This window comes from Inquilinus sp., assembly GCF_057815775.1.
This window is the reverse complement of sequence record NZ_JBYRFX010001164.1, coordinates 1-3,266: the sequence shown is the minus strand read 5'-3', so window position 1 is coordinate 3,266 and position 3,266 is coordinate 1. Positions and strand designations below refer to the sequence as shown.

The 3,266-nt window shown below is 68.1% G+C and carries 1 protein-coding gene; it reads left to right on the top strand.

Features of this window, described 5'->3' with window-relative positions; all coding sequences use genetic code 11:
• Positions 1 to 14 precede the first annotated feature (14 nt).
• The gene (locus AC3XYG_RS41220; RefSeq protein ID WP_489145719.1) at positions 15 to 3,092 is read left to right on the top strand and encodes a non-ribosomal peptide synthetase; all 3,078 of its coding nucleotides are present in this window, start codon (positions 15 to 17) and stop codon (positions 3,090 to 3,092) included.
• Positions 3,093 to 3,266 lie beyond the last annotated feature (174 nt).

Below are 3,266 nucleotides of genomic sequence, written 5' to 3'. Positions count from 1 at the left end.
TGCTGGTGCGGTGCGTGAGCTATCCCGATCAACCTCTCTACATGGGTCAATGGTGGGCGCTGCTGACCGGTCCGCTCGACGAGACCGCATTTTGCGAGTCCTGGGCGGCCGTCGTGACACGCCACGCCGCGCTGCGTTCCGGCTTTCATTGGGAGCTCAAGGGCGCGCCGACCCAGATGGTGCTCGCGGCCCCCGCCTTCGAGGTTAATTGCATCGACTGGACCCGGCAGGACAACTGGCGCTCCGCCCTTGATGCCCTTCTGCAGGATGATCGCGCCGACCCGTTCGATGTGCGGCGACCGCCGCTGATGCGGGTTCGCCTGCTGGCCCTCGCACCCGAGCGCCATCTGCTGGTTTGGACGCGACATCACCTCACGGTCGACGGCTGGTCGCTGGGCGAAATCCTCGAGGAGGTGCTGACCCTTTACCGGGGCGGATCAATTCCGCCCGCGCTCCCCTTCCGCCGCTACGTGGAATGGATGCAGGGCCGCGATGTCGCCGCCGCGTACCGGCATTGGAGCGCCGTGCTGGCCGACTATGCGCCGGACGCCGTGATCCGTAGTTCTACCGCATCGGCACCACGCATCGGCGAGGTGGCGACCTTTGTTCCCGCCGGAGTCGCCGAACACCTTAACCAGGTCTCGCGAACCGAGCGTCTTACCTTGAGCACGATCGTGGAAGGCGCGTGGGCACTCGTGCTGGCGCGAACCGGCGGCGCCGACGATCTGGTCTGCGGATGCGTGGAGACGGTGCGTCCGGCCGAGCTTCTGGGCGACCGCTCTATCCATATGGTGGGACCGCAGATCGGCGTGCTGCCGAGTCGCGTTCGCCGCGACAACACACCACTGCGCCAATGGCTGGCCGAACTCCAGGCCACGCGGGCAGCGGGCCGCGAGGCGGGGCCGCCGGGGCTCGACACCATGCGCGACCTGCTGGGCCTGCCAAGTGACGCGCTGCCGTTACGCAGCCTGATTGCTGTCCAGACCTATCCTCTGGCGCTCGCCACGGCGTTTCGAACGGCCGGCATCGAGATCGCCGCCAGCGGCGACGTCACCCTGCCGGACATGCCGCTCAATCTGATGGTGGAGATCGGCGAGACCCTCCAGCTCCGTCTGATGTTCGACCATCAGCATGTGTCGGCGCAGGAGGCCCGCCAGCTTCTCGACATGCTCGGCACTGCCCTGCTTCTGCTGCCGGCGCAGCTCGACGCACCGGCAAACGCGCTTGATGTGATGCCGGAGCCGCTGCTGAAACAAGTCGAGGCCGCGCTGCAGGGACCGCCCTTGCCCGCGCCGGCAGGCACGGTGCTCGACCTCATCCTTGCACATATGCGCACGCAGCCGGACGCGCCCGCCATCATCGCGAACGGCCGTGTCTGGTGCTATGGCGACCTTGGCGCGCGCGCAGCCGCGGTTGCGGCGCGGCTTGCAGCTATCGGGGTGCAGCCCGGCTCCCGCGTCGCTTTGATGCTCGATCATGGCCCGGAGGCGGTGGCCACCATCCTCGGCATTCTCTGCGCCGGTGCCGCCTATGTACCGCTCGATCCCGATACGCCGGCCGAGCGGCGCTCCATGATACTCGACAGCGCTGATATCGCGGCGGTCGTGACCCGCCGGGCGTCAGCCGGAACATTTTCGGACGTCACCACGCTCGCGATGGAGGACATTGAGCCGGGGGCGTCCCGTCTGGACGCAGTAAAAGGACCGGTGGCCTCGGATGAGGCCTATGTCATCTTCACCTCCGGCTCCACCGGACGGCCGAAGGGCGTCAGCGTCGGCCATGACAATTTGCGCTACCATGTAGCTGCCAGCGCGGCGGAGAATGCGGATCTTCCGATCGATCGCTTTCTGCTGACATTCCCCTTGTTCTTCGACGGCTCCGTGACCGGACTGTTCTGCACCCTCTGCGACGGCGGCACGCTGTTGATGCCGGATGCCGCGGAGTCGGGCGACGTCGATGGATTGGTCGCGCTGATCCGCGGCGCGGACGCCACGCATGTGTGCATGACGCCGTCGCTCTGGGCGATGCTGCTCGATGCCGCCGGCCCGCAGGGCCTTGCTGGCGTGCGCATGGCCAAGGTGGCTGCCGAGCCTTGCCCGCCGGCCCTCGTCGCCGCCCATGCTGCCCGTGCACCTCAAGCTGTACTATGCAACGAATACGGCCCCACCGAAGCAACCGTCTGGGTCTGCGTCGAGCGCTGTCAGCCGGAGACGACCGGCGCCAGCGTCGCCATCGGCCATCCCATCCGCGGCACGCGCCTGCAAGTGGTGGATTCCGAGGGCCGGCCCTGCCCGTTCGCAACGATCGGCGAACTGATTGTTTCCGGGCCGGCGGTGGCACGGGCCTATGTCGGCGCACCGCCCGATATCGTTTTGCGTAGCCGTCTTCCCGGGATGGATGCGGCTTCTGAAACGCCGGCCTACCGCACCGGCGACAGGGTTTCGCTTGGCTTCGATGGACGCCTGTTCTTCCATGGACGTCGGGACCGGCAGGTGAAAATGGCCGGCTACCGTGTCGAGCCTGGCGAGATCGAAGCGGCGCTGCAGGCACAGTCCGGTATTCTGGAAGTCGCCGTGGTGGTTGAAGAGACCGAGGGACGGCCGGCGCGCCTTGTGGCGCATCTTGGAGCCGGACCCGGCCTGCCCGACGATGCGGAGCTGCGCGGGCAGCTCGCCACCCGGCTTCCCGCTCACATGATCCCGCAGGCCTTCGTGCGGCATCAGCGCCTGCCCCGCATCGCCAGCGGCAAAGTGGACACGACGGCTCTGCCCCGTGCCATCATATCCGCTGCCAAAGAGGCACCGCCGCAGGGTCCGCTCGAGACGTCGCTGGCCGCCCTATGGAGTGAACTGCTGGGGGGCGCCAAAGTGGGGCGCCACGACCATTTTTTTGCCCTCGGCGGCAGCTCCCTCCTCGCCATGCGGATGATCGCCCGGGTGCGCCGGGATCTGGCACTTCCGGCGACCCTGGCGGACCTGTTCGAGGCCCCGCAACTGTCCGACCTGGCGGAACGGCTCGCCACCTCGGACAAGGCGGAGCCCGGTCCCGCCCTTGCCGTGCGCCGACGCACCCGGGTGGAGTTGCCCTCGTGACCATCCCGCACCCGAAGGGATGCCACTGATGGCGAGCGGCTACATCGCGAGGCTCTCGTTCGGCCAACGCCAGATCCGGATGGCGGAGTTGCTGCGGCCGGGGCGCACGCTGTTCGCGATGCCCCTGCTCGCGCGCATCTCGGGGCGGGTCGATGTGGACGCCCTGCGCGCCGC